The organism is Variovorax sp. KBS0712, from assembly GCF_006323185.2.
GTDB lineage: Bacteria > Pseudomonadota > Gammaproteobacteria > Burkholderiales > Burkholderiaceae_C > Variovorax > Variovorax boronicumulans.
Window position 1 is genome coordinate 114223 of the sequence record NZ_VCCD02000002.1, and the last position, 24624, is coordinate 138846.

Here is a 24624-nt window from a genome sequence, read left to right on the forward strand (position 1 = left end):
GTCAGGTCTTTTTGGGAGGGGGCGGCGTGTCCGCCGGGTCGGGCACCAGGCAGGCCTCGGCCACCTGGAGGTTGTTGTCTTTCGCGAAGTTCACGCAGAAGTCCCAGGCCATGGGCTCGGCGTCGCGCAGGGCGCGGTTCACCACCACGCATTTCACGCCGTTGATGGTCGTGGGAATGCACCAGGGCGAATAGCTCAGGTGGCTGCCCGGGTAGGCGCCGCCGGGGCGGAAGGAGCACATGACGCCGGCGAGGCGTTCGGCCCAGTCGCTGGGGCGAAAAGTGCGGCCATCGTGGGTGATGCCCTGGATGAAGATTTCTTTGGCGTTGGGGGAAATCATCGTGAAGTGAGGCGACCGGAACAGGTGCTGCGGTGCAGCAAGCGATTGTATCCGGGGCCCTTTTTGCATCCTGAATGGGGGGCATTGCTGTGATGCGGAATCCTCAACGAAGCCGTCAAACCGCACGCCTAGAATTCGCGTTCCCTATCTGGAGAACCGAATGAGCGCCACCGCCCAGCAACCCACCTCGCCCCACGTCATGAACACCTACGGTCGCCTGCCGATCGCGCTGTCGCACGGCCAGGGCTGCCGAGTCTGGGACACCACGGGCAAGGCCTACCTCGACGGGCTGGGCGGCATCGCCGTCAACACGCTGGGCCACAACCACCCCGAGCTGGTGCCCGCCCTGCAGGACCAGCTGACCAAGCTGATCCACAGCTCCAACTACTACCACGTGACCGGCCAGGAACAGCTCGCCACCAAGCTGACCGAGCTGTCGGGCCTGACCAACGCCTTCTTCTGCTGCACCGGCCTGGAAGCCAACGAAGCCGCCCTGAAACTGGCGCGCAAGTTCGGCCACGACAAGGGCATCGAGCGCCCCGAGATCGTCGTCTACGAAGCCGCCTTCCACGGCCGCAGCATCGCCACGCTGTCGGCCACCGGCAACCCCAAGGTGCAGGCCGGCTTCGGCCCGCTGGTCGAAGGCTTCATCCGCGTGCCGCTGAACGACATCGAGGCGCTGAAGAAGGCCACCGAAGGCAACCCGAACGTGGTCGCCGTGTTCTTCGAAACCATCCAGGGCGAAGGCGGCATCAACCCGATGCGCGTCGACTACCTCAAGCAGGTGCGCCAGCTGTGCGACGAGCGCGACTGGCTCATGATGATCGACGAAGTGCAGTGCGGCATGGGCCGCACCGGCAAGTGGTTCGCGCACCAGTGGGCGGGCATCAAGCCCGACGTGATGCCGCTGGCCAAGGGCCTGGGCTCGGGCGTGCCGATCGGCGCCGTGGTCGCCGGCCCCAAGGCCGCCAACATCTTCGGCCCCGGCAACCACGGCACCACCTTCGGCGGCAACCCGCTGGCCATGCGCGCCGGTGTGGAAACCATCCGCATCATGGAAGAGCACAAGCTGCTCGAGAACGCCGCCACCGTGGGCGCGCACCTGAAGGCCGCACTCGAGCGCGAAATCGGCAGCCTGCCCGGCGTGAAGGAGATCCGCGGCCAGGGCCTGATGCTGGGCATCGAGCTCGACCGGCCCTGCGGCGCGATCCTGAACCGCGCCTGCGACGCCGGCCTGCTGCTGAGCGTGACGGCCGACAAGGTGATCCGCCTCGTGCCGCCGCTCATCCTGAGCATTGCCGAAGCCGACGAGATCGTCGCGATCCTCGCGCCGATCGTCAAAACCTTCCTCTCGGAGCCCGTTGCGCAATGACGACCGCCGCCGCACCGAACGCCCTGCGCCACTACCTGCAGTTCTCGGACCTCACGGCCGACGAGTACGTCTACCTCTTCGATCGCATGGCGATCATCAAGAAGAAGTTCAAGACGTACGAAAAGCACCAGCCGCTGGTCGACCGCACGCTGGCCATGATCTTCGAGAAGGCCAGCACGCGCACCCGCGTGAGCTTCGAGGCCGGCATGTACCAGCTCGGCGGCAGCGTGGTGCACCTGACCACGGGCGACAGCCAGCTGGGCCGCGCCGAGCCCATCGAGGACAGCGCCAAGGTCATCAGCCGCATGGTCGACCTGGTGATGATCCGCACCTACGAGCAGACCAAGATCGACGCCTTCGCCGCGCACTCGCGCGTGCCCGTCATCAACGGCCTGACCAACGAGTTCCACCCCTGCCAGATCCTGGCGGACATCTTCACCTACATCGAGCACCGCGGCTCGATCCAGGGCAAGACGGTGGCGTGGGTCGGCGACGGCAACAACATGGCCAACACCTGGCTGCAGGCCGCTGAAATTCTTGGCTTCACCGTGCACGTGAGCACGCCCAGCGGCTACGAGGTCGACCAGTCGATCGCCGGCATTCGTTCGGGCGACAGCTACAAGGTCTTCCAGGACCCGATGGAAGCCTGCCGCGGCGCCGACCTCGTCACCACCGACGTGTGGACCAGCATGGGCTACGAGGCCGAGAACGAAGCGCGCCGCAAGGCCTTCGCCGACTGGTGCGTCGACGAGGACATGATGCGCATCGCCCAGACCGACGCCCTCTTCATGCACTGCCTGCCCGCGCACCGCGGCGAGGAAGTGCAGGCCGAGGTCATCGACGGCCCGCAGTCGGTCGTGTGGGACGAGGCCGAGAACCGCCTGCACGCACAGAAGGCGCTGATGGAGTTCCTGCTGCTCGGCAGGCTCTGACATCGCGCCACTGAACCAACGGAGCGCCGCATGGAGCTGATGAACCGCTACCTGCCGCGCTACCAGTTCGCGGAGACGCACAGCCTCCACGTGCCCGCGTCGCCCGCGCGCGTGCTCGACATGGCGGCCCGGCCCGAGATCACCGACGACCCCGTGGCGCGCAGCCTGATCGCGCTGCGCGAACTGCCGAACCGGCTGGCCAGCCGGCTCGGGCTCGCCGCTCCCACGCTGCGCCAGCGCGAGGCCTTCGGTTTTGCCGACTTCACGCCGCTGGGGCGCGACGGCGAGCGCGAACTGGCCTTCGGCCTGGCCGGCCGCTTCTGGCGCTTCGACTACGGCCTGGTCCCGCTGGCCGACGGCCCGGCCTTCGCCGCGCTCGATGCCACGGGCCTGGCCAAGCTGGTGCTTCACTTCACGGCCGAGCCCGAAGGCACTGGCACGCGCCTCACCACCCGCACCCGGGTCTGGTGCGGCGATGCCGCCGCGCAGCGCCGCTTCACCGCCTACTGGCTGCTGATCCGTCCCGCGAGCGGGCTGATCCGCCGCCGCATGCTGCAGCGCGTGCGTGACGCCGCGCTGCTCGCCTCATGAATCCCTGCCAGACCTGCGGCGCCTGCTGCGCCAGCTACCGCGTCGACTTCAGCGTGCACGAGCTCGACGACCACGGCGGCCGCGTGCCCTCGGGCCTGGCGGTCGACGTGAACGACGCCCTGTGCCGCATGCGCGGCACCGACCACACGCCGCCGCGCTGCGCCGCGCTCACCGGCAAGATCGGCCAGTCGGTGGCCTGCGGCATCTACGAATGGCGGCCGAACCCCTGCCACGAGCTGCAGGCCGGCAGCGACGCCTGTCAGCGTGCGCGCCTGCGGCATGGGCTGCCGATGCTGTCCGACGAACTGCACTGACGACAGGCCAGGCCAGGCCAGGTCAGGCGACGGGCACTGGCAATCCACCGAGCTGCCCCTTGAACTCCTGCAGCGAGAAATGCGTCTGCACATGGCGCACGCCCGGCAGTCGGTGCAGCTTGCGCTGCAGCAGGTCGGAATACGCATCGAGGTCCTTCGCGACCACCACGAGGATGAAATCCGCCGGCCCCGAGATGCCGTGGAACATCACCACCTCGGGAATGGCGCACACCGCGTCCTCGAAGGCGCGCGACGAAATTTCGGTCTGGTGGTCGATGCCGACCATCACGAAGGCCAGCACGCCGAAGCCCAGCGCGCGCCGGTTCAGGCCCGCGTGGTAGCCGCCGATCACGCCGTCGTCCTCCAGCTTCTTCACCCGGCGCCAGCACGGCGACTGCGACAGGTGCGCCATCTGCGCCAGCTCGCCCGAGGTCAGGCGGGCGTTGTCCTGCAGCGCGCGCAGCAGCTGGAGGTCGGTTCGGTCGAGGTCGGCTTGCATGATTTGTTCTCCATTTCCTGTCGATTGAATAGATTATTCAATCTTTCGATGATTGATGGATAACTTCTCGACTCAAGGCAGTCACTGCGCATAGCATTCGGCACCCGCCGGCCCCTTGTGAAGCGACTCCAACCGGCCCACACTGCCCTTTTTCTTCCTTCGCCCTGCCGCCCGCCATGACCGCCCCGCTCCGACTCTGGGACATCTCCGCCCCCGTGCACGCCGGCAGCCCGGTGTTCCCGGGCGACACGCCGTATTCGCAGCAGTGGTGCGCCACCATCGGCCCCGGCTGCCCGGTCAACGTGAGCGCGATCACGCTGTCGCCGCACGTGGGCACCCATGCCGACGCGCCACTGCACTACGCCCCCGAAGGCCAGACCATCGGCCAGGTCGACCTCACGCCCTTCCTCGGCCCCTGCCGCGTGATCCATGCGATCGGCCGCGGCCCGCTGGTCACCTGGGAGCACATCGCGCATGCCGTGAACGACACGCTGCCCCCGCGCGTGCTCGTGCGCACCTACCCGGCCATGCCCGTCGACCGCTGGGACCCGCAGCTCGCGGCCTATGCACCCGCCACCGTCGAGCGCCTGGCCGCCATGGGCGTGAAGCTCATCGGCATCGACACCGCCAGCATCGACCCGGCCGACAGCAAGACGCTCGACAGCCACCAGCGCATCCGCCACCTCGACCTGCGCGTGCTCGAAAACCTCGTGCTCGACACCGTGCCCGAGGGCGACTACGAACTCATCGCGCTGCCGCTCAAGCTGACAAGCGCCGATGCCTCCCCCGTGCGCGCCGTGCTGCGCGAACTTCCCCGCTGAAACCACCCTTTCCATGACGACGACCCTTGCCGACTGCCGCGCCCTCGACGCGCAAGACCCGCTGCGCGCCCTGCGCGACCAATTCACCCTGCCCGAGGGCGTGCTCTACCTCGACGGCAACTCGCTCGGCGTGCTGCCCAAGGCCGCGCCCGCGCGCATCGCCGACGTGGTCGCCAAGGAATGGGGCGAAGGCCTGATCCGCTCGTGGAACACCGCGAGCTGGTTCGACCTGCCGCAGCGCCTGGGCGACAAGGTGGCCCGCCTGATCGGCGCCGCGCCCGGCGAAGTGGTGTGCACCGACAGCACCTCCGTCAATCTCTACAAGGTGCTGTTCGCCGCGCTCTCGCAGCAGAAGGCCAGCGGCCGCAAGCTGGTGGTGAGCGAGCGCAGCAACTTTCCCACTGACCTGTACATCGCCGAATCGCTGTGCCGCGAACGCGGCTTCACGCTGAAGCTGATCGATGCGAGTGAGCTCCCAGCCGCACTGACCGATGAGGTCGCCGTGCTCATGCTCACGCACGTCAACTACCGCACCGGCGCCATGCACGACATGAAGGCCGTCACCGCCGCCGCGCACGCCGCGGGCGCGCTCACCGTGTGGGACCTGGCGCACAGCGCGGGCGCCGTGCCCGTGGCGCTCAACGACAGCGACGCCGACTACGCGATCGGCTGCGGCTACAAGTACCTCAACGGCGGCCCCGGCGCGCCCGCTTTTGCCTGGGTGAACACGAAGCACGCAGGCCAGTTCGAGCAGCCGCTGTCCGGCTGGTGGGGCCACGCGGCGCCCTTCGAGTTCACGCCGCACTACCGCCCTGCCCCAGGCGTCGGCCGCTACCTGTGCGGCACGCAACCGGTCATCGCCTTGGCCGGGCTCGAATGCGGACTCGACACCGTGCTGGCCGCCGAAGCCTTCAACGGCACCGGCGGTGCGATGGCCGCGCTGCGCACCAAGTCGCTCGCGCTCACCGACCTGTTCATCCGCCTGGTCGAAGAACGCTGCGCCGGCCAGGGCCTGTCACTCGTCACGCCGCGCGACCACGCACTGCGCGGCTCGCAGGTGTGCCTCAGCCGCGAAGAAGGCGCCTACGCCATCGTGCAGGCCCTGATCGCGCGCGGCGTGATCGGCGACTACCGCGCCGGCGATTCTCAGATGCCCGACATCCTGCGCTTCGGCTTCACGCCGCTGTATGTCGGCTTCGAGGACGTGTGGCACTCGGTCGAACACCTCGTGCAGGTGCTCAAGACCGGCGAGTGGCGACGCGCCGAATTCAACCGCAAGAACGCAGTGACATGAGCACCGACAACGACAACAACAAGACCCCCGAGTCCATCGTCCACGAAGAGAAGGCGCAGCTGGACTTCAGCAAGTCCATGAGCTACGGCGACTACCTGCACCTCGACGAAATCCTGAACGCGCAGCATCCGCTGTCGCCCGCGCACGACGAGATGCTGTTCATCGTGCAGCACCAGACCAGCGAACTCTGGATGAAGCTCATGCTGCACGAGCTGCACGCCGCCGTGCAGTGCATCGCGCAGGAGCGCCTGCCCGACGCCTTCAAGATGCTCGCGCGCGTGAGCCGCATCATGGAACAGCTGGTGAGCGCATGGACTGTGCTCTCGACCATGACGCCGCCCGAGTACACGGCGATGCGCCCCTACCTCGCCAACTCCAGCGGCTTCCAGAGCGCGCAGTACCGCTGCATCGAGTTCCTGCTCGGCAACAAGAACGCCGCCATGCTCAAGCCGCACGCCCACCGCGCCGACCTGCTCGCGCAGGTGGACGCGGCCTACCGCGCGCCCTCGCTGTACGACGAATCGCTGCGCCTGCTCGCACGCCACGGCCTGCCCGTGCCCGCCGACCGCCTGGAGCGCGACTGGACCCAGCCCTACGAATCGAGCGACGGCGTCGAAGCCGCCTGGCTCACGGTCTACCGCAACCCGCACGACCACTGGGACCTGTACCAGCTCGGCGAAAAACTCACCGACCTCGAAGACGCCTTCCGCCTCTGGCGCTTCCGCCACGTGACCACGGTCGAACGCGTGATCGGCTTCAAGCGCGGCACCGGCGGCACGGGCGGCGTGAGCTACCTGCGCAAGATGCTCGACGTGGTGTTGTTCCCCGAGATCTGGAAGCTGCGCACCGATCTGTAGTGCGACATGCGGGGGCTTGCAGCAGCCCCGGGCGAACGAGGGTTGCTCCATCGGCGCAAAGCGCTACATTTTGGAGAACACGGAGGCCGCTGCCATGAACAACAACACCTCGTTCTCTGTTGAAGAGCTCTCCACCCTGCGCGAACATGGCGTCGTGCTGTTCGCCGATCGCGTGATCTTCGACGCGCAGCCGCCGATGCCGCAGCAGCAGATCGATGCAGTGCAGGCGCTGTGCGCCGGGCCACTGCCCGAAGCGCTGGTCGCGCTGTGGCAGCACACGGCGGGCGGGCGCCTCGACTACGACCTCGCGTTGCCGATGAACGGAAACGTCGAGAGCGTCAGTTGGTCGGAGCTGTTCTGGGACGGCAGCGACGGCTACCGCGACCTGCAGGGCTGGATCGAGCACGAGCAGGAACTCGCCGAGGAAGCGGCCGAAGACAGCGGCACGCCCTGGAGCGGCAAGCTCACGCACCTGCCCTTCGGCGGCTTCGAGTACTGCGACCGCGTCTACGCGGTGGTCGAGCCCGGCGCCACGCACGGCCAGGTCATCGCGTGGAAGCAGGGCCTGCCGCCGGCCTGGACGCACGCGCTGCACGAAGACGGCCTGAGCCCCGTCGCGGCCGACCTGTACGGCGCCTTCGCGGCGCTGCATCTCGACGAAGACCCGCTGGCGCCGACGGGCGACTACTTCTCGGGGCAGGCGCTGCTCGCCTACCTCGACGATCGCCACGAAGGCTACGGGCTGGACCTCGACCTGATGGACAAGCTGGTCACCTTCTATTGCCGCGCCATCGTCGACTGGCGCACGCCGCTGGCCGACGGCACGCTGCGCCATCACCCGGCGCTGGCACGCGCGGCGCTGCGCCACGCGATTGCCACCGACGACGCTGCGCTGGTCGCCGAACTTGCCGCCGCAGGCCTGAACTTCGAAGGGCCGCATGAAGGCAGTGCACTCGCCACCGACGTGGCCGTGGGACACAGCGCCTTCGCCGCCGCGGCAGCACTGGTGCGCGCAGGCGCGCCGGTGGCATCCGACGTGCTGCGCAACATCGACGGTCAGATCTCGCCCGAACTCACGAGCGCCCTGCTGGACAACGGCGCCGAGCCGACCGTGGCGGCCATCGTGAAATGCGCGGCCTGCGGTGCGCCCGCCAGCGCGCACCTGATCGCCGACGCATGCACGCAGATCGGCATCGATGTACCGCCGGCCTTCGTGGCGGATCGCGACGCGATGCTGGTCGAGTTGGAAACCACGCTCGCGCAGATGCGCGATGGGACGCATGGGCATTACCTGGGGCAGGAAGGTCTCGCCGAGCGCATCGAGCATCTGCAGACGTTCCGGCTCTGATTCTTTCAGGGCGACGCTCCCGCCGACGGGGAGCCTTGCTCCGCGAATGTCCCCCGGCCTGCGGCCTCCTCCTTGATTTCGCTGCGCAAGGCACCCCATCGGCGTGAGCGTTGGGCAGTGCGGTTGTCGATCGGCTGCACACCAGCGCGGCGTCCCGTGCCCAGGGCACTGGGTGCTTCCCGCAGCGAAATCAAGGAGGAGGGGCGAAGCCCCGGGGGACATTCGCGGAGGGAAGTACCCGGTGGCCTGGGCACGCGCCCTGGATCAACCGCCGTACAGCCAGGGCTGATCGAGCAACCGGGACCCCAACAAGCGCATCGCCATGTCACGCCCCAAACGCACCGCCCCGGTGGCGTGAAAGATCTCGCCATTGCGACGCGCACGCGCCTGCACCTGCGCGTTGCGTTCCCAGCGCGCATCGGCATAGCGTGCAAACGCAGCCGGCACACCCAGCGCCGAGGTGTCGCCCAGGGCATCCGCCAACGCGACCGCATCCTCGATCGCCATGCCCGCCCCTTGCGCAAGGTACGGCACCATCGGATGCGCAGCATCGCCTACCAGCGCCACGCGCTCGTGCGCCATGTCGCCAGGGCCGGCCACAGGCGCCCGGTCGCTCAGCGTCCACGCACGCCAAGCAGGCATCGCGTCGAGCAATGACTGAAGACTCGCACAGCTGCGCCCCATCGCCTGCTTCAGCGCGACAAGGCTGCTGGCCTGATCCCAATCGCGCGCATTGCCAGCCGGTGCAGATTCGGCGATCACGACGACGTTGAGCGCATCCCCCGCGCGCACCGGGTACGCAACCGCATGCAAACGCGGCCCGAGCCACACATCCACACGCGAACGACGCAACGCCGCAGGCAGGTCGGCCTGACGCACCAGCGCACGCCACGCCGTGTGTCCCGTCACGCGCGGCGGCGCTTCAGCAGATTCGGATTCAAGCTGCGCCCGCACCAGGCTCCACAGGCCGTCGGCCCCCACCAGCGCCTCGCCCTCCCACGCACGCGCGTCGGTGCTCGAGACGCAGACGAGGTCGTCGCTGGTCTCGACCTGGCGGATGCGCGCGGCCGTGACCAGCGAGCCCGTGCCCTGCGCGCGCACGGCATCGAGCAGCAGCGTGTGCAGGTCGGCGCGGTGCACGCAGCAGTACGGCGCGCCGTAGCGCTGCTGCATGGCATCGCCCAGCGGCATGCGGGCCAGTTCGGCGCCGCTGCCGGCGCTGTGGACCACCAGCGCCTCCGGACGCGCTGCGATGGCTGCGAGGCCGCGGCCGAGGTCGAGTTGTTGAAGGCGGCGGGTGGCGTTGGGGCCGAGCTGCACGCCGGCGCCGATTTCGCCGAAGTCGGCGGCCTGCTCGAAGACGTCGGCGCGGTGGTGGGCGCGGGACAGCGCCAGCGCCGTGGCCAGCCCTCCGATCCCGCCCCCGGCGACGAGGATGTGCGCGGGCATCGGACTCAGCGTCCGGTGCTGGGCGTGGTGGAAGTCAGCGCGGGGCTGCTGTGGCTGTCGGCCGGGTCGGCGCCAGCGGGTTTCTTGGGAGCACAGCTGCCGCAGCTGTCGCACGAGCCGCAGCCCGAGGTCTTGGCCAGCGAGGCGGCGAGTTGATCGGCGCGGGCCTGATCGATGAGGCCCGCGCGCTGCGTGCCGGCCGCGAACTTGCGCGCGGCGCCACGGCGCCAGCCGGCAGGCATCCAGCGCCAGACCGCGTAGAGCGCGGCGGCCGCGACGATCAATCCGACGATCAGTTGCTGTGTCATGTCTTCTTCAACCCTTTCCCTGTGGTTTTACCCCGCGCCGACAGCGAGTGCAATGCGATAGGTCAAGAAGCATGCCACGTATGCCAGGGCGAATAAGTAGCCCGCCATGATCCACACGTATTTCCAGGAGCCGGTTTCGCGCTTGACGGCCGCCAGCGTCGAGATGCACTGCGGCGCGAACACGTACCAGACCAGCAGCGACAGCGCGGTCGCCAGCGACCAGCTGCCGGCGATGAGCGGCTCCAGCGCACTGGCCACGTCGTCGCCGGTGGCCGAGAGCGCATACACCGTGCCCAGCGCGCCCACCGCGACTTCGCGCGCGGCCATGCCCGGCACCAGCGCGATGGAGATCTGCCAGTTGAAGCCGATGGGCGCGAAGATGTGCTCCAGCCCGCGGCCGATCATGCCGGCCAGGCTGTATTGAATGGCGGGGCCGGTCGCGCCTTCGGGCGGCGACGGGAAGGTCGACAGGAACCACAGCAGGATCGTGAGCGTGAGGATGATCGTGCCCACGCGCTGGATGAAGATCCAGGCCCGCTCATAGAGGCCCAGCGCCAGGTTGCGCAGGTTCGGCCAGCGGTAGGCCGGAAGCTCCATCAGCAGCGGCGAGTGCCGCGTGCTATCGCGGAAACGCTTCATCACCCAGGCCACGGCCATTGCCGAGACGATGCCGAACACGTACAGCGCGAACAGCACCACGCCCTGAAGGTTGAAGATGCCGCCCACCTCGCGCGCCGGAATGAAGGCCGCGATGAGCAGCGCATACACCGGCAGCCGCGCCGAGCAGGTCATGAGCGGCGCGATCATGATGGTCGTGATGCGGTCGCGCCAGTTGCTGATGGTGCGCGTGGCCATCACGCCCGGAATGGCGCAGGCAAAGCTCGACAGCAGCGGAATGAACGAGCGGCCCGACAGCCCCACGGTGCCCATCAGGCGGTCGAGCAGGAAGGCCGCGCGCGGCAGGTAGCCGGAATCTTCGAGCGCGAGGATGAACAGGAACAGGATCAGGATCTGCGGCAGGAACACGATCACGCCGCCCACGCCCGCGATCACGCCGTCGACCAGCAGGCTCTGCAGCATGCCTTCGGGCATGTGCGTCTTGATGAGGTTGCCCAGCCCCTCGGTGCCGGCCTTGATGGCGTCCATCGGCACGTTGGCCCAGCTGAACACGGCCTGGAACATCAGGAACATGGTGACCGCCAGCACCAGCATGCCCCACACCGGGTGCATCACGACGCGGTCGATGCGGTCGCTGGTGTCCAGGCTGCCCACGGGCTCCTTCACGGCCAGGCCGAGGATGCGGCGCACCTCGCGCTGCGTGGCGAGCACGTCGTCCAGGCCGGGCGCCTTCCAGGGCTGGGGCGCCGCGGCGGCGACCGGTGCGTCGAGCGCCTCGAGCAGGTTCTTCGCGCCGCCGGTGTGGACACCCACGGTCTCGATCACCGGCACGCCGAGTTCGCGCGAGAGCACGGCGGTGTCGACCGCGATGCCCTGCTTCTTGGCCATGTCGGTCATGTTGAGCGCCACCACCATCGGCAGGCCGAGCTGGCGCGCTTCGAGCACCAGCCGCAGGTTCAGGCGCAGGTTCGTGGCGTCGGTCACGCACACGAGCAGGTCGGGCAGCGCTTCCTGCGCCTGGCCGGTGACGATGTCGCGCGTGACGGCCTCGTCGGCGCTCAGGGCGTTCAGGCTGTAGGCGCCCGGCAGGTCGAGCACGAACACGCGGCGGCCGGTCGGCGTGCGCAGCGTGCCTTCCTTGCGCTCGACGGTCACGCCGGCGTAGTTGGCCACCTTCTGGCGGCTGCCGGTCAGCAGGTTGAAGAGCGCGGTCTTGCCGCAGTTGGGGTTGCCCAGCAGCGCGATGCGCGCGGGCTGCGCGGTGGCGCCGAGACGGCCCGGCCCCTGGATGACGGCTTCAACCATGGTTCGCGGCCCCCGGTGTGACGTGGATCAGCGCGGCCTCGTGGCGGCGCAGCGCGAAGGTGGTGTGGCCCAGGCGCACGGCCAGCGGCTCGCGGCCCGGGGTGCCGGTGGCGACGATGCGCACGGCCTCGCCCGGCACGAAGCCGATTTCGGTCAGGCGCAGCACCAGCTCGCGGTCGTCCGCGCTGTCGGGGCGGGCCACGTCGAGCACGGTGGCCCACTGATGGGACGGAAGCTGGTCGAGGCTCAGCGCGGTGGTGGTCGGCGCTGCGCCGAGGTCGTTGTTTCGCACGGTGGAGGTGCGCCCCCCGGAAACCCCGGGGCGCGCCAGTAAGCAAAAGCCAGATGCTAGCAATTCTCACTCGCGAAAACCTGACCAACCCCAAAAAGTCCCGGGTCAGCCTGAAATGAGCGCGTCCCCCGGGGCCAGACTCAGTTCAATCCGAGCATCCCGCGCAATTTGGACAGGTCTTCGGCCAGCGTATTCACCCGGCCGGCCAGCATCTTGCGGTCGCGCTCGGTGAGCTTCGAATAGGTTTCGAAGCCGCCGTCGGCCGTGCGGTACTTGGCCAGCGTGTCGAACACCACCTTGAAGTTGGCGTCGGCCTTCTCGGCAAACGGCTTGTCCTGCTTCACGACCAGCGGGCGCAGCAGCTCGACGATCTTGTAGGCGCCCTCGAAGTTCGACTGGAAGTCCCACAGGTCGGTGTGGCTGTAGCGGTTTTCCTCGCCGGAGATCTTGGTGGCGGCCACCTCTTCCATCAGCACGGCGGCGCCGCCCACGACCTTCTCGGGCGGGAAGGTCAGCGCGCCCAGGCGCTTTTGCAGCTCGAGCACGTCGGCCAGCAGCTTGTCGGCCACGGGGTTCAGGTCCTTGGTGCTCTTGAGCGTCCACAGGCTGTACTCGATGCGGTGGAAGCCGATGAAGGCCGGGTCTTTCTCGGCCTTCTCGTGGTCGTCCGCGCGCGAGTCGATCGACTGGTCGAGGTCGGTGAACAGCTCGGCCACGGGCTCCACGCGTTCGTAGCTGGTGCGCGTGGGCGCGTAGAGCTTCTTGGCCTTCTCGATGTCGCCGGCCTTCACGGCGGCGGTGAACACGCGCACGTCGGCCGCCAGCTTGCGCACGTTCTGCGTCACGTAGATCTTGTAGTCCGAGATCGGACCGACCAGCTCGAGCGGCGACACGGCGGCCTGCGCGCCGACGGCGTAGAGCCCGGCAAAGCCTGCGACGAAAGCGGCGAGGAAGCGGCGGCGGAACTGCACGGTCATGGATCTCCTTGGATGCGGTGCGGTGGTGATGAAAAAGGGAGCGATCAGGCGGCCATCAGGCTGCGCCCGAGCCAGTCGTCGGTGCCCTGCACGCCGGGCAGCGTGAAGAAGAAGCCGCCGCCGATGGGCTTGATGTATTCCTCGAGCGGCTCGCCGTCCAGGCGCGTCTGCACGGCGACAAAGCCCTTCTCGAGGTCGGCCTGGTAGCAGATGAACAGCAGCCCCATTTCGAGCTGGCCCGACTTGGTGACGCCGTTCGAGTAGTTGAAGGGCCGGCGCAGCATCAGGTTGGCGTCCGAGGCCTTGGTGCGCGGGTTCGCCAGGCGGATGTGCGCGTCCATCGGCGTCGCCTTGCCTTCGGGGTCCTTCGTGTAGTCGGGCACGTCGTGCTCGGTCTTGCCGCCGTCCAGTGGCGCGCCGCTGGGTTTCAGGCGGCCCATGATGGCCTCCTGCTCCTGCAGCGGCGTGCGGTCCCAGCGCTCGACGAAGTTGCGGATGATGCGCACCGCCTGGTAGCTGCCGCCCACGGCCCAGGCCGGCTCGTCGCCGTTCGGCTGCACCCAGACGTGCTTGTTCATGAGCGTGTCGTCCGCGGAGTCGGGGTTGGCCGAGCCGTCGCGAAAACCGAGGAAATTGCGCGCGCTCTCCGCCGGCTGGCCCGCCACGGCCGGGATCGGCGGCACGGAGCCTTCCTGCTTCCAGTGCAGCACCAGCAGGTCGGGCGTGTTCTTGATGATGTCGCGCAGCGCGTGGATGTTGGTGTCGGGCGTGTTGGCGCAGAACTGGATCGACAGGTCGCCGTGGCACAGCGCCGCATCGAGCGCGTCGTTCGGGTGGCGCTGCATCGGCTTCAGGCGCAGCGGCTTTTTCTTGTCGAGGCCGAAGCGCTCGTCGAACAGCGAGGCACCGACCGACACCGTCACGGTCAGCCCGTCGGGCTGCACCACCGGGCCGAGGATGCCGGAGCCCGCGGGCGGCAGCTTGGGGTCGGGGTCGGTCTGCGGGCCGCCCTGCGTGAGAAAGGCGATGCGCTCGGTGAGCGTGCGCATCAGCCGCTCCAGGTCGGCGCGGTTCTCGGCCAGCACGTAGAACGAGGCGATCATGCCGGCCGTCGGGCGCGGCGTGACCACGCCCGCCTGGTGCTTGCCGCGGAAGGGCACGCGGTCTTGCGTGTGGGTGCTCTGCGGCGCGTCGGTGACCTGCGCGCCGGTGTCGGGCGTGCCCGGAATGGCCGCGCCGGCGCGCGCGCTGGCGGCGAGCCCGGCAAAGGCCACGCCCGCGGCGCCGAGCATGCGGCGGCGGTGCGGCGAGGCAGGAGCGGTGTCGTTCTTCTTCGTCGGTTCCATGGGGTCGTCGTTCTCTCTCAACTCATTCCAGACCGAGCGCGGCGTTCACCTTGCCCAGTTCCTCGGCCAGCGCGCGCACCGGCACGGCCAGCGCCTGGCGCTGCGCGTCGTCCAGCGGCGCGGGCTGGAAGCCTTCGCCGGCGCGGTACGGCGCCAGCGCGGCGTCGAAGGCGGCAAAGCGCTCGTCGACGGCCTTCTGCTGCGCAGGCGCGGCCTTCACGAGCAGCGGCTGCAGCAGGTCGGCGATCTTCTTGGTGCCTTCGTAGCTGCCCTGCAGGTTCAACAGTTCGGCATGGCCGTAGTGGTCTTCGCCGCCGGCCGGCAGGTTGTCGGCCACGCGGCGCAGCAACTTCGAGGCGGCGCTCGCGAGCCGCTCGGGCGGCACGCTTAGCTCGCGCAGGCGCGCCTGCAGCGTCTCGATGTCGGCCAGCAGCTGGTCCAGGACCGGTGCCAGCGCCTTCGCGTCGCCCTGCCCGTACAGCGCGTACTCGATGCGGTGGAAGCCGCTGAAGCCCGGGTCGGCCTCGCGCTTCTCGAAGTAGTCGGCGCGGGCGTTGATGCGCGCGTCGAGGTCGGCGAACAGCTCGGCCATCGGCTCGATGCGCTTGTAGGCCTGGTGGGCCGGTGCGTAGAGCGCACGCGCCTGCGCCAGGTCGCCGGCCTTGACGGCATCGGCCAGCGCGCGCACCGCGTCGTCGAGCGTGGCGGCCTCCAGCCGCAGGAACACCTGGTACTCGGCCAGCGCACCCACGTAGTTGACGAGCGAGGGCCGCGCCTCCTCGGCCAGCGAGGCCGCCGACGGCGTGACGTGCAGCTTGCCGCGCGGGTTGCTCAGCAGGCCGCAGGTGATGGCGAAATCGCCCGGCGAGAGCTTGACCGTCATGGTCTGCGAGAAACCGGGCGCGATGTTCTCGCGCTCTTCGACCACCATCACGCCGTCGAGAATTTCCCACTCGAGCGCGCGGTTCGACTGGTTCACGATGGTGAAGGTCGTGCGGCCCGCGGGCACGGTGATCTCGTTCGGATCGCAGGCGTTGCCGCGGATCGTGACGGTGACGGCATGGTCGACCGCCTTGGGCGGCGCCTTGCGCGCCTGGTTCGAGGCGTACCAGAAGGCCGCGAGGCCGGCGACGACCAGCAGCGCCGAGGCGCCCACGGCGACGCGCATGAGCGTCGATGACGAAGAAGAGGAAGAAGACATCGGGGAAAAAGATCAGCCAGCAGCGGCCGTGCGCGGCGCCGCAGCAACCGCCGGGCGCAGGAAGAAGAACAGGGCCACGGCCAGGAAGGCCAGGTAGACGATCACCTCGCCCACCACGGGCGCGGCCTGGTAGCCCAGCAGGCCCGACAGCACGGCGCCCACGGGGCTGTCCATCGGCAGGGTTTCGCTCATGTCGAACACCACGGTCTGCAGCTGGTTCCACACGCCGGCCTCGTGCAGCTTGCGCAGCACGCCCGCCAGCAGCCCGGCCGCGACCAGCAGGATGAACAGGCCCGTGAAGCGGAAGAAGCGGCGCAGGTCGAGCCGCACGCCGCCCGAATAGATGCCCCAGCCGACCACCACCGACACGGCGATGCCCGCGAGCGCGCCCACGGGCGCTTCCCAACCGGTGCTCTGCTGGAACACCGCCAGCAGGAAGAAGACCGACTCCAGCCCCTCGCGCGCGACCGCCAGGAACACCATGCCGATGAGCGCCCAGCCCTGCCCGTCGGCATGCTGCGCCAGCGCCTTGTCGATCGACGCGTGCAGCTCGCCCTTGATGGAGCGGGCGGCCTTGCGCATCCAGAACACCATCGTGGTCAGCATGACCACGGCGATGAGCCCGACCACGCCTTCGAACAGCTCCTGCTGCTTCTGCGGAAACTCGGCCGCCAGCAGTTGCAGGCCGGCGCCGGCGAACAGCGACAGCGCGGTGGCCAGCAGCACGCCGACCCACACCGCGGGCATCAGCACGCCGCGACCGCTTTGTTTCAGGTAACTGGCAACGATGCCGACGATCAGCGCGGCTTCGATGCCTTCGCGCAGCATGATGAGAAAGGGAATGAGCATCTCGGAACAGAAGAACGTTCTTTGAAAATGCCCCGATGTGGTGCATTTTTCAAGGAACGGCCCGAGGATACTCCATCAAATAAGATTTATTCTCAATTAGGGGTATTCGACCCCGCCCCGCTCACAGAGGCAGTTCGACGATGCGCGCGCTGACGGTGTCGCCGTCGACGATCAGTTCGGCCACGGCGATAGGCAGCTTGAATCGGCGCGGGCCGGCGCTGCCCGGGTTGACGTAGAGCACGCCGCCGCGTTCTTCGACCTTGGGTTGGTGCGAGTGGCCGGAGATCACGACACGCACGCCGGCACCGGCGGGGTCGATGTCGATCTGAGAAAGGTCGTGGATCGCGTAGACATGCACGTCGCCGACCTTCAGGAATGCCGTCTCTGGGATGGCCCCGGCCCAGGCCTCGCGGTCGTTGTTGCCGCGCACCACCGTCAGCGGCGCGATCGCGGCGAGCGCGTCGAGGATGCCGGCGTCGCCGATGTCCCCGCCGTGCACGATGAAGTCGCAGCCCTGCAAGGCCGCCACGGCCTGCGGGCGCAGCAGGCCGTGGGTGTCGGAGATGAGCCCGACGCGGATCAAACCCAGCCCGTCAGGCCGCCAGCAGCTGCCGCAGCACGAACGGCAGGATGCCGCCGTGCTTGTAGTAGTCGACCTCGATCGGCGTGTCGATGCGCAGGCGCACCGTCACCTCCTGATGCGTGCCGTCGGCGCGATGCACGACCAGCTTCACGTCCATCTGCGGCTTGAGTTCGCCGCCGATCACGACGTCGATCTTTTCCTCACCCGTGAGGCCCAGCGTCTGCCACGAATCGGCGCCGCGGAACTGCAGCGGCAGCACGCCCATGCCGACCAGGTTGGCGCGGTGGATGCGCTCGAAGCTGCGCGCCACCACGGCCTTGATGCCCAACAGCTGCGTGCCCTTGGCGGCCCAGTCGCGCGACGAGCCCGTGCCGTACTCCTCGCCGCCGAACACGATGGTGGGCGTGCCCGCTGCCATGTACTTCATGGCGGCGTCGTAGATGAACATCTTTTCGCCGCCCGGCTGGAACAGCGTGACGCCGCCCTCTTCCTGCGTGCCGTTGGCGTCCGGCGGAATCATCAGGTTCTTGATGCGCACGTTGGCGAAGGTGCCGCGCACCATCACGTCGTGGTTGCCGCGGCGCGAGCCGTAGCTGTTGAAGTCGGCCTTGGGCACGCCGTGCGCCTTGAGCCAGATGCCCGCGGGCGAGCTTTCCTTGATGGAGCCGGCCGGCGAGATGTGGTCGGTGGTGATCGAGTCGCCGAACAGCGCCATGACGCGCGCGCCCTGGATGCCGGCGTCCGACGCGTGCGGCTGCATCTGGAAGCCTTCGAAGAACGGCGGTTCGGCGATGTAGGTCGAGGTCGGCCAGTCGTAGACCTGGCCGGTCGTGCCCTTGATGCTCGTCCAGAACTTGCCCGGATCGCTCTTGACCTTCTCGTAGTTCGCGCGGAACGACTTGGCGTTCATCGCGAAGCGCAGGTTGTCGTCGATCTCCTTCGGCGTGGGCCAGATGTCGCCCAGGTACACGTCCTTGCCGCCCTTGCCCTTGCCCACGGGCTGGGTCATGAGGTCGGTCATCACGTTGCCCGCGATGGCAAACGCCACCACCAGCGGCGGCGAGGCCAGGAAGTTGGCCTTCAGGTTCGGGTGGATGCGCGCCTCGAAATTGCGGTTGCCCGACAGCACGGCCGCGCCGATGAGGTCGTTCTTCGTGATGGCTTCGTTGATCTCGGGCGTGAGGTCGCCGGCATTGCCGATGCAGGTGGTGCAGCCGTAGCCCGCGAGGTAGAAGCCCAGCTTCTCCAGGTACGGCAGCAGGCCCGCCTTCTCGAGGTATTCGGTGACGATGCGCGAGCCCGGGGCCAGCGAGGTCTTGATGTGCGGCTGCACCTTCAGGCCCGCTTCCACCGCCTTCTTGGCCAGCAGGCCGGCCGCAAGCATCACGCTCGGGTTGGAGGTGTTGGTGCACGAGGTGATGGCCGCGATCAGCACGTCGCCGTTGCCGATGGTGACGTCGCCCTTGGGCGCCGACGGCGCCGTGGCGCTGGTGTGGGCCGCGGCCTTGGTCGAGCGGTTGGCCACCATCTCGATGACCGGGCGCGGCGAGCCGGGCGGCGGCGGGGGCACTTCGGTGTCGCCGCTCTGGCCTTCGCGCGTCAGCGCGTAGCGCTGCTTGAGCTTGTCGGCCGGCTGGTTGAAGCCGTTGGCGTCGTTGGGCTTGCTGTACAGCTCGGCGAACTTGGTCGACAGGTCGCCCAGGTTGATGCGGTCCTGCGGGCGCTTCGGGCCGGCCAGGCTGGGCGAGACGGTGCCCAGGTCGAGCTTGACGACCTTGGTGTAGTCGATGTCGCCCGGCGCGGGCATGCCGAACAGGCCCTGCGCCTTGTAGTAGGCGGCGAAGCGCTCCACTTCCTCCTTGGTGCGGCCCGTGCCTTCGAAGTACGCCACGGTCATCTCGTCGACCGGGAAGAAGCCCATGGTGGCGCCGTACTCGGGCGCCATGTTGCCGATGGTGGCGCGGTCGGGCACGGCGATGGACGCGGCACCGGGGCCGAAGAACTCGACGAACTTGCCCACCACCTTTTCGGCGCGCAGGATCGAGGTGACGTACAGCACCAGGTCGGTGGCCGTGACGCCTTCGCGCAGCTTGCCGGTGAGCTCGAAGCCCACCACGTCGGGCGTGAGCATGTAGACCGGCTGGCCCAGCATGGCGGCCTCGGCCTCGATGCCGCCCACGCCCCAACCGACCACGCCGATGCCGTTGATCATGGTGGTGTGGCTGTCGGTGCCCACCAGCGAGTCGGGGTAGTACACCGGCGTGTCGCTCTTGTCGGCCGGGCTCTTGTAGACGCCGCGCGCAAAGTACTCGAGGTTGACCTGGTGCACGATGCCGAAGCCCGGCGGCACGACGCCGAAGGTGTCGAAGGCCTGCATGCCCCACTTCATGAACTGGTAGCGCTCGTTGTTGCGCTGAAACTCCAGCTTCATGTTCAGGTCGAGCGCCTTGGGCGTGCCGTAGTAGTCGACCATCACCGAGTGGTCGACCACCAGGTCGACGGGCACCAGCGGCTCGATGGTCTTGGGCGACTTGTTCAGCTTGGCGGCCACGCTGCGCATGGCGGCCAGGTCGGCCAGCAGCGGCACGCCGGTGAAGTCCTGCAGCACCACGCGGGTGACGACAAAGGGAATTTCGTCGGTGCGCTCGGCGTTGGGCGCCCAGTGGGCCAGCTCTTCGACGTGCTTGGCCGACACCTTCTGGCCGTCGCAGTTGCGCAGCACCGACTCGAGCACGATGCGGATCGACACCGGCAGGCGCTCCACCGAGGGGTACTGCTTGGCCAGTTCCTTCAGCGACCAGTACTTGCCGGACTTGCCCGACGCGGTCTTGAAGGTCTTGAGGGTGGACGCAAACGCGTGCGCCGGGGCTTTGGCCATGAGAAGACTCCTGTGTGTTCGTGGAAGCCTCTCAAGGATAGCGAGGTTCAATGTCAGTGGCTGTAGTCGGTCTTCCTTGTCGGGCTCTTCCGGAACTATCGTTCTCATGGCGAAAACGCCCGCCGCACGGGGTGCGGCGGGCGTGGAGCGGACGGTCGTCAGGCGTTCAGGCCATTGCCATGCGGGTGCCGCCGCGCGTGCGGCGCAGCCCGGTCCATTGCAGCTCGGCCAGCACGACCACGCACAACGCCTGCGCCAGCACCCAGGCCGTGCCGAGCGCGGTGACCGCGAACACACCGCTCACCAGCAGCGCTACGCAGGCCACGGCCCAGGCGAAGTTGCCGACGACCACGAGGCCGATCAGTGTGCGCGGCGGCGTGGCGCGGCTGGCCATGAAGGCGGCGGCTGCTGCGTAGGCCAGCAGGAACACGCCGGTGCCCATGAGCAGCCAGGCGGGCAGGCCGGTCAGGGAGGCAAGGACGTCGGTGAACGCCACCTGCAGCGCGCCGGTCGCGGCGCACGAAGCGGCATCGGCCCACATCACGTTCGACAGGAAGCGGGGGGAAGCGAAAACAGACATGTGGATCTCCTGGGTGGGTACGCTGCAGGCCAGTCCTGCTGCGTTGGGGTCGATGATTCCGCCGGGCGTGGATCGCGTCGATGACCTGGGAGGTCATGGCGCCGCGCCGCCGCCGCGCCAGAATGCGGCTCCATGAACACCCCCCGCACCCATTCGTCCAAGGCCGCCGCCGCCGGCCTGCCCGGCGCGCGCGATCCGTTCGGCGCCCACCTGCGGCACTGGCGCACCCACCGCCGCCTGAGCCAGCTCGACCTGGCGCAGGAGGCCGAGGTCTCGACCCGCCACCTGAGCTACGTGGAAACCGGCCGCGCCGCGCCCAGCCGCGAGATGGTGCTGCGCCTGGCCGAGCGCCTGGACGTGCCGCTGCGCGAGCGCAACGCGCTGCTGGTGGCCGCCGGCTTCGCGCCCATGTACCGCCAGCGCTCGCTCGACGACCCGGCCATGGCCTCGGCGCGCCGCGCGATCGACCTCGTGCTGAAGGGCCACGAGCCCTTCCCCGCGCTGGCCGTGGACCGGCACTGGAACCTGGTGGCGCACAACGCGCTGGTGCCGCTGCTCATGGAAGGCTGCTCGGCCGAGCTGCTGAAGCCACCCATCAACGTGCTGCGCCTGAGCCTGCACCCCGACGGCGTGGCGCCGCGCATCGCGAACCTGGCGCAATGGCGCACGCACCTGCTGGAGCGGCTGCAGCAGCAGATCGCCGCCACCGGCGACACCGTGCTGCAGGCGCTGCACGACGAGCTGGAGGGCTACCCGCCGCCCGCCGTGAGCCACGACGCGCCGCTGCTCGACACCGCGCTGTCGGCGGTGGCCGTGCCGTTCCAGGTGGTCATGCCCAGCGGCGTGCTGAGCTTCATCAGCACCATCACGATCTTCGGCACGCCGGTGGACGTCACGCTGCAGGAACTCGCGGTGGAGTCGTTCTTTCCGGCGGACGAGCAGACAGCGGCGGCGCTGACGGCACTGGCGGCGCAGCAGGCGCGCTGAGGCCGGCGCTGCCGTCTGCGTTGCGCGCCGGCCCTTCGAAGTCGTCGACCTGAATGACCTTGTCGGCCGCCTGCAGGTAGGCCAGCGCCAGCGCGGGGTCGCTGGCCGAGCGCGCGGCCTCGTCGAGCGAACGCGTGCGGCGCAGCACCTTGTTAAGCGCGGCCGTCTCGTCGCCCAGCCGCGCGCCGAGCGCCATCGCCTGCATCAGGTCGTGCAGGCCGCCCGGGCCGGGCTCCGACAGATCGGGCACGAGCCGCGCGACCACGTCCGGGCGCGTGCGCAGCAGTTCGGCCAGCGCCATCAGCTGCACGTCGCGCAGCGGCGCCAGGTGCGCGGTGCGGCGCAGCACCAGCGCGCCGAGCAGGCGCCGCCCCGGCGTCGGCAGGTTGGCGTACAGGTCGCGCAGGATCTTGCCGGCCTCGTCCAGCTGCAGCCGGATCGCGGCCTGCGCGAAGGGCAGCAGCTCGGGCGCCGCATCGACGCGGTAGCGCCACACGCAGGCGCTCGCCAGGTACAGGTGGGCCAGCACATCGCCCAGCCGCGCCGACAGCAGCTCCATGCGCTTGAGCTTGCCGCCGAGCAGCCCCATGGCGAGGTCGGCGGTGAGCGCGTACTTGGCGCTCATGCGCGCGATGAGCCGCGCTTCGGCCGCCAGCGCCTCGGGCGGATCGCCAAGCACCGGCGCGCCGAACAGGCTGTGCCACAGGTTGCGCGCCACGTGCCTGCCGTGCGCGAGGAGCGCCTGGCCCAGTGCCGTTTCGTCTTTCGCCTGCACCGCCGCCATCTCGTCGAGCACGTGCGGGTGGCAGCGCACCGCGCCCTGGCCGAACACGATGAGCGCGCGCGTGAGGATGTTCGCGCCCTCCACCGTGATCGCGATCGGCGCCTGCCGGTAGGCCACGCCGAGCAGGTTCGACGGGCCCGAGATGATCCCCTTGCCGCCGAGGATGTCCATGCCGTGGTTGACCGCGCGGCGCCCGGCCTCGGTGAGCTGCACCTTGAGGATCGCGCTGGCCACGCTGGGCCGCTCGCCCTTGTCGAGCGCGGCCGCCGTGAAGCGCCGCGCGGCATCGGTCGCGTACAACTCGGCCGACATCTGCGCGACCAGCCCCGCCACTGCGTGGAACTTGCCCACCGGCAGGCCGAACTGCTCGCGGATCTGGCCGTAGGCGTTGCTCACGTACAGCGCGGTCTGCTGCATCGCCGAGCCCAGCGCGGGCAGCGAGATGGCGCGGCCCGCGGCCAGGCATTCCATCAGCATGCGCCAGCCCTGCCCCACCTGCGCCTCGCCGCCGATGACCCAGTCCATCGGCACGAACACCTGCCGGCCGTGGATCGGGCCGTTCATGAAGGCGCTGTCCATCGGGCGGTGGCGTCGGCCGATCTCCATGCCCTCGTGCGGCACGGGAATCAGCGCGCAGGTGATGCCCAGCTCGCGCTGGCCTTCGGGCCGGCTTTCGTCGATGGCATGGAACGCGAGGCCGACCACGGTGGCGACCGGCGCGAGCGTGATGTAGCGCTTGTCGAAATCGACCAGGAAGCCGCGCGTGCGCCGGCCCTGGAACTCGCGCTCGACCAGCACGCCGCGGTCAGGAATGGCGGCGGCGTCGGAGCCCGCGTAGGGCGAGGTCAGGCCGAAGCACGGCAGCTCGCGGCCGTCGGCCAGGCGCGGCAGGTAGTGGTCTTTCTGCGCGTCGGTGCCGTAGCGCAGCAGCAGCTCGGCCGGGCCGAGCGAGTTGGGCACCATCACCGTGACGGCCGTGGCGACGTTGACGCTCGCGATGCGCGCCACCACCGTCGCGTGCGCGTAGTGCCCGAAGCCCAGGCCACCGAAGGCCTCGGGAATGATCATTCCGAAGAAGCGCTTCTCGCGCAGGAAGCGCCACACCTCGGGCGGCAGGTCGTGCGCCTGGTCGATGGCATGGTCGTCGAGCATGCGGCACAGCGCGGGCACCTCGTTCGCCAGGAAGGCTTCTTCGCGCGCGCTGAGCTGGTTGGGGCCGGCGGCCGTCAGCGCATCGAAATCGGGGCGCCCGGCAAAGAGCTGGCCCTCGAACCCGACCGTGCCGGCCTCGAGCGCGGCGCGCTCGGTGTCGCCCAGCGGCGGCAGGGCCTTGGAGAAAGGCTGCATCGCCCATCGGCCGATCAGGGTCGCCAGTGGCATGGGGTCTCCTTGCGCCGCACCGGAGCGCGCGGCATGCGTCCATTCTTGGACGGCACCGGCCCGCACCGGGCCGGTCAAGGGCGTTCGCGCGTGTCGGAGACGGGCTCGCGCGCCCCGCAGGCTCAGCGGCGCTTGGGCGCCTGCCCGGCCGGCGCGGCGGCCGGCACGGGTGCACTGGGATCGCGCCAGCCGTACTCGACGTAGCGGCGGATCACGAGGCAGCCCGGCGGCGAATCGATCAGCGAGACCGACGAGGTCGGCTCCTTGTCGTCGGTGTAGACCGTGTAGATCGGCAGCAGCGGCGTGCGCTTGTAGTTCTTCAGTTCCTGCTCGGCCACGCTGGCGCAGGTGAAGGGTGCCACCGAGATGCGCTCGGCCGCCACGGTGCAGGCGCCGCTGTCGTCGGGAATGGCGGTGATCGACGCGGCCACGCCCGCGTTCGGGTACTGGATGCCGACCAGCGAGAACACCGGCCCGGCGTCGGGACGCTTGCGGTCCCAGTCGAGCAGCACGTCGTGCGCGCGGCTGCCCTGCACGGTGAGCGTCGCCAGCCGCGTGATGGCGGGCAGGCAGCGCTGGATGCCGACGCTGGCGGCGGCGCGCGTGAGCGTGTCCTGCGGCGCCGCGGGCGGGGCCAGCACGCCCTGCGCGAGCGCGCTGCCGGCCATCGCGAGCGCCCAGGCAGCAGCGGTGAATCGGGCCAGGGCGGTCATCGGTGT

At 69.2% G+C, this 24624-nt stretch carries 24 protein-coding genes; 9 read left to right on the forward strand and 15 right to left on the reverse strand.

What is annotated here, in order from left to right; translation table 11 throughout:
• Position 1 precedes the first annotated feature (1 nt).
• A complete protein-coding gene (locus tag FFI97_RS17470; RefSeq protein WP_062477206.1) occupies positions 2-340 on the reverse strand; it encodes a DUF3579 domain-containing protein in 339 nt (112 codons plus the stop codon).
• A gap of 160 nt (positions 341-500) precedes the next feature.
• Between FFI97_RS17470 and FFI97_RS17475 the strand changes: the two genes are divergently transcribed.
• The 4 genes from FFI97_RS17475 to FFI97_RS17490 are packed head-to-tail and all read left to right on the forward strand — an operon-like array spanning position 501 to position 3549.
• Positions 501-1712, forward strand: a complete 1212-nt coding sequence (locus FFI97_RS17475) for an aspartate aminotransferase family protein (RefSeq protein ID WP_139706505.1) — start codon at positions 501-503, stop codon at positions 1710-1712.
• On the forward strand, positions 1709-2644 hold the full coding sequence (argF, locus tag FFI97_RS17480) for an ornithine carbamoyltransferase (RefSeq protein WP_139706507.1): 936 nt from the start codon (positions 1709-1711) through the stop codon (positions 2642-2644). Before FFI97_RS17475 ends, argF begins: the two co-directional genes overlap by 4 nt.
• 30 nt (positions 2645-2674) lie before the next feature.
• Positions 2675-3235 (forward strand): DUF2867 domain-containing protein, encoded by a 561-nt coding sequence (locus tag FFI97_RS17485; RefSeq protein WP_139706509.1) that lies wholly within the window; start codon positions 2675-2677, stop codon positions 3233-3235.
• A complete protein-coding gene (locus tag FFI97_RS17490) occupies positions 3232-3549 on the forward strand; it encodes a YkgJ family cysteine cluster protein (RefSeq protein ID WP_139706510.1) in 318 nt (105 codons plus the stop codon). The genes FFI97_RS17485 and FFI97_RS17490 overlap by 4 nt, the downstream gene beginning before the upstream one ends.
• Before the next feature lie 22 nt (positions 3550-3571).
• Here FFI97_RS17490 and FFI97_RS17495 read toward each other — a convergent pair whose 3' ends face one another.
• The gene (locus tag FFI97_RS17495; RefSeq protein ID WP_062477192.1) at positions 3572-4048 is read right to left on the reverse strand and encodes an Lrp/AsnC family transcriptional regulator; all 477 of its coding nucleotides are present in this window, start codon (positions 4046-4048) and stop codon (positions 3572-3574) included.
• A 176-nt stretch (positions 4049-4224) separates the two neighbouring features.
• Here FFI97_RS17495 and kynB point away from each other — a divergent pair, with 176 nt between their 5' ends.
• From kynB to FFI97_RS17515, 4 genes are all read left to right on the forward strand, one after another.
• Positions 4225-4869: an arylformamidase gene (gene kynB / locus FFI97_RS17500; RefSeq protein WP_062477189.1), complete on the forward strand. Its 645-nt coding sequence runs from the start codon at positions 4225-4227 to the stop codon at positions 4867-4869.
• A 13-nt stretch (positions 4870-4882) separates the two neighbouring features.
• On the forward strand, positions 4883-6163 hold the full coding sequence (gene kynU, locus FFI97_RS17505) for a kynureninase (protein ID WP_139706512.1): 1281 nt from the start codon (positions 4883-4885) through the stop codon (positions 6161-6163).
• A complete protein-coding gene (kynA, locus tag FFI97_RS17510) occupies positions 6160-7020 on the forward strand; it encodes a tryptophan 2,3-dioxygenase (protein ID WP_095746431.1) in 861 nt (286 codons plus the stop codon). The genes kynU and kynA overlap by 4 nt, the downstream gene beginning before the upstream one ends.
• Before the next feature lie 94 nt (positions 7021-7114).
• Positions 7115-8368: an SMI1/KNR4 family protein gene (locus FFI97_RS17515; RefSeq protein ID WP_139706514.1), complete on the forward strand. Its 1254-nt coding sequence runs from the start codon at positions 7115-7117 to the stop codon at positions 8366-8368.
• A 264-nt stretch (positions 8369-8632) separates the two neighbouring features.
• Here the strand turns inward: FFI97_RS17515 and FFI97_RS17520 are convergent, their stop codons facing one another.
• From FFI97_RS17520 to FFI97_RS17570, 11 genes are all read right to left on the reverse strand, one after another.
• Positions 8633-9817, reverse strand: a complete 1185-nt coding sequence (locus tag FFI97_RS17520; RefSeq protein ID WP_139702464.1) for an FAD-dependent monooxygenase — start codon at positions 9815-9817, stop codon at positions 8633-8635.
• A gap of 5 nt (positions 9818-9822) precedes the next feature.
• Complete coding sequence (locus tag FFI97_RS17525; RefSeq protein WP_062477175.1) at positions 9823-10125, reverse strand: DUF6587 family protein; 303 nt, start codon at positions 10123-10125, stop codon at positions 9823-9825.
• Positions 10126-10152: 27 nt separating this feature from the next.
• Positions 10153-12048, reverse strand: coding sequence for a ferrous iron transporter B (locus FFI97_RS17530; protein WP_139702463.1), 1896 nt, complete (start codon positions 12046-12048; stop codon positions 10153-10155).
• Positions 12041-12340 (reverse strand): ferrous iron transport protein A, encoded by a 300-nt coding sequence (locus FFI97_RS17535; RefSeq protein WP_070062301.1) that lies wholly within the window; start codon positions 12338-12340, stop codon positions 12041-12043. Before FFI97_RS17535 ends, FFI97_RS17530 begins: the two co-directional genes overlap by 8 nt.
• A 140-nt stretch (positions 12341-12480) precedes the next feature.
• Complete coding sequence (gene efeO, locus FFI97_RS17540) at positions 12481-13317, reverse strand: iron uptake system protein EfeO (RefSeq protein WP_082818180.1); 837 nt, start codon at positions 13315-13317, stop codon at positions 12481-12483.
• Between the two features lie 44 nt (positions 13318-13361).
• The gene (efeB, locus tag FFI97_RS17545; protein WP_139702462.1) at positions 13362-14663 is read right to left on the reverse strand and encodes an iron uptake transporter deferrochelatase/peroxidase subunit; all 1302 of its coding nucleotides are present in this window, start codon (positions 14661-14663) and stop codon (positions 13362-13364) included.
• 22 nt (positions 14664-14685) lie between these two features.
• A complete protein-coding gene (gene efeO, locus FFI97_RS17550; RefSeq protein WP_139702461.1) occupies positions 14686-15864 on the reverse strand; it encodes an iron uptake system protein EfeO in 1179 nt (392 codons plus the stop codon).
• A 12-nt stretch (positions 15865-15876) separates the two neighbouring features.
• Positions 15877-16713, reverse strand: a complete 837-nt coding sequence (gene efeU, locus FFI97_RS17555; protein ID WP_095950576.1) for an iron uptake transporter permease EfeU — start codon at positions 16711-16713, stop codon at positions 15877-15879.
• A 121-nt stretch (positions 16714-16834) separates the two neighbouring features.
• Positions 16835-17296: a metallophosphoesterase family protein gene (locus tag FFI97_RS17560; RefSeq protein ID WP_139702460.1), complete on the reverse strand. Its 462-nt coding sequence runs from the start codon at positions 17294-17296 to the stop codon at positions 16835-16837.
• 10 nt (positions 17297-17306) lie between these two features.
• On the reverse strand, positions 17307-20174 hold the full coding sequence (locus FFI97_RS17565; protein WP_139702459.1) for an aconitate hydratase: 2868 nt from the start codon (positions 20172-20174) through the stop codon (positions 17307-17309).
• A 166-nt stretch (positions 20175-20340) separates the two neighbouring features.
• Positions 20341-20754, reverse strand: a complete 414-nt coding sequence (locus FFI97_RS17570) for a hypothetical protein (protein WP_139702458.1) — start codon at positions 20752-20754, stop codon at positions 20341-20343.
• Positions 20755-20886: 132 nt separating this feature from the next.
• On the opposite strand from FFI97_RS17570, the gene FFI97_RS17575 reads away from it, so the two are divergent.
• Complete coding sequence (locus FFI97_RS17575; protein WP_139702457.1) at positions 20887-21741, forward strand: helix-turn-helix domain-containing protein; 855 nt, start codon at positions 20887-20889, stop codon at positions 21739-21741.
• Here FFI97_RS17575 and FFI97_RS17580 read toward each other — a convergent pair.
• Both FFI97_RS17580 and FFI97_RS17585 read right to left on the reverse strand, forming a co-directional pair.
• Complete coding sequence (locus FFI97_RS17580) at positions 21647-23905, reverse strand: acyl-CoA dehydrogenase (protein ID WP_139702456.1); 2259 nt, start codon at positions 23903-23905, stop codon at positions 21647-21649. The two genes, FFI97_RS17575 and FFI97_RS17580, sit on opposite strands and share 95 nt — an antisense overlap.
• Positions 23906-24027: 122 nt before the next feature.
• Positions 24028-24618 carry a hypothetical protein gene (locus FFI97_RS17585; protein WP_139702455.1) on the reverse strand — a complete coding sequence of 197 codons (591 nt, stop codon included), beginning with the start codon at positions 24616-24618 and terminating at the stop codon, positions 24028-24030.
• Positions 24619-24624: the final 6 nt, after the last annotated feature.

Coding starts and splice junctions, on each gene's coding strand:
- FFI97_RS17470 (WP_062477206.1), bottom strand. CDS start 340: ATGATTTCCCCCAACGCCAAAGAAATCTTCATCCAGGGCATCACCCAC.
- FFI97_RS17475 (WP_139706505.1), top strand. CDS start 501: ATGAGCGCCACCGCCCAGCAACCCACCTCGCCCCACGTCATGAACACC.
- argF (WP_139706507.1), top strand. CDS start 1,709: ATGACGACCGCCGCCGCACCGAACGCCCTGCGCCACTACCTGCAGTTC.
- FFI97_RS17485 (WP_139706509.1), top strand. CDS start 2,675: ATGGAGCTGATGAACCGCTACCTGCCGCGCTACCAGTTCGCGGAGACG.
- FFI97_RS17490 (WP_139706510.1), top strand. CDS start 3,232: ATGAATCCCTGCCAGACCTGCGGCGCCTGCTGCGCCAGCTACCGCGTC.
- FFI97_RS17495 (WP_062477192.1), bottom strand. CDS start 4,048: ATGCAAGCCGACCTCGACCGAACCGACCTCCAGCTGCTGCGCGCGCTG.
- kynB (WP_062477189.1), top strand. CDS start 4,225: ATGACCGCCCCGCTCCGACTCTGGGACATCTCCGCCCCCGTGCACGCC.
- kynU (WP_139706512.1), top strand. CDS start 4,883: ATGACGACGACCCTTGCCGACTGCCGCGCCCTCGACGCGCAAGACCCG.
- kynA (WP_095746431.1), top strand. CDS start 6,160: ATGAGCACCGACAACGACAACAACAAGACCCCCGAGTCCATCGTCCAC.
- FFI97_RS17515 (WP_139706514.1), top strand. CDS start 7,115: ATGAACAACAACACCTCGTTCTCTGTTGAAGAGCTCTCCACCCTGCGC.
- FFI97_RS17520 (WP_139702464.1), bottom strand. CDS start 9,817: ATGCCCGCGCACATCCTCGTCGCCGGGGGCGGGATCGGAGGGCTGGCC.
- FFI97_RS17525 (WP_062477175.1), bottom strand. CDS start 10,125: ATGACACAGCAACTGATCGTCGGATTGATCGTCGCGGCCGCCGCGCTC.
- FFI97_RS17530 (WP_139702463.1), bottom strand. CDS start 12,048: ATGGTTGAAGCCGTCATCCAGGGGCCGGGCCGTCTCGGCGCCACCGCG.
- efeO (WP_082818180.1), bottom strand. CDS start 13,317: ATGACCGTGCAGTTCCGCCGCCGCTTCCTCGCCGCTTTCGTCGCAGGC.
- efeB (WP_139702462.1), bottom strand. CDS start 14,663: ATGGAACCGACGAAGAAGAACGACACCGCTCCTGCCTCGCCGCACCGC.
- efeO (WP_139702461.1), bottom strand. CDS start 15,864: ATGTCTTCTTCCTCTTCTTCGTCATCGACGCTCATGCGCGTCGCCGTG.
- efeU (WP_095950576.1), bottom strand. CDS start 16,713: ATGCTCATTCCCTTTCTCATCATGCTGCGCGAAGGCATCGAAGCCGCG.
- FFI97_RS17565 (WP_139702459.1), bottom strand. CDS start 20,174: ATGGCCAAAGCCCCGGCGCACGCGTTTGCGTCCACCCTCAAGACCTTC.
- FFI97_RS17570 (WP_139702458.1), bottom strand. CDS start 20,754: ATGTCTGTTTTCGCTTCCCCCCGCTTCCTGTCGAACGTGATGTGGGCC.
- FFI97_RS17575 (WP_139702457.1), top strand. CDS start 20,887: ATGAACACCCCCCGCACCCATTCGTCCAAGGCCGCCGCCGCCGGCCTG.
- FFI97_RS17580 (WP_139702456.1), bottom strand. CDS start 23,905: ATGCCACTGGCGACCCTGATCGGCCGATGGGCGATGCAGCCTTTCTCC.
- FFI97_RS17585 (WP_139702455.1), bottom strand. CDS start 24,618: ATGACCGCCCTGGCCCGATTCACCGCTGCTGCCTGGGCGCTCGCGATG.